The 561-nt window shown below is 44.6% G+C and carries 1 protein-coding gene; it reads right to left on the bottom strand.

The features are described 5' to 3' along the window. A partial coding sequence (locus tag ACFINH_RS10335) for a hemagglutinin repeat-containing protein (protein WP_375633086.1) occupies positions 1-561 on the bottom strand: 561 nt, incomplete at both ends.

Raw genomic sequence — 561 nt, forward strand, 5'->3', positions numbered from 1 at the left:
TCTTGCCCTGTCAATGCCTTCTGCCCTGCTTCATCAGTAATGACAATGGTGCCATTGCTGATAGCAGATTTGGTATATCCTTCCTCTGAATCTTTAGCTTTTGAATGATCTAAGACATTTTTAGCAATGTTTTTCCCGACACCATATTTGCCCTGATACATCGGACCACCCGCTGAAATGCTTAAACCTTGACTGCTGGCTTGAGCATGCGCACTGTTGCTGATATCACTGGTACTAATGCTTCCTGTGGTCAGGCTGTTTTTTTCTGCCGGCGCAGTGCTGGAAATAAGTCCTCCGGTCAGCGTTGTTTTATCTTTAACGTTGATCTTAAAACCACCATCACCCGCTTTGATGCCTGATTGCTCCACAACACTATGATAATCACTAGAGGATTTATCCTTGTTCAAGGAAATATTGGTTGTGGCTGTACCATCCTTTTCTCGGCTATTATAACCAATGGAAACAGAGTTTTGCTTGCTGGAACTTTGTCCCGTATCACTGCGGCTGGTAATGGCAAAATCACCCCCTACTTCCATTTCTACACGCTCTCCAGAAACCACG

Source organism: Bartonella sp. AA74HLJMH, from assembly GCF_042197045.1.
GTDB lineage: Bacteria > Pseudomonadota > Alphaproteobacteria > Rhizobiales > Rhizobiaceae > Bartonella.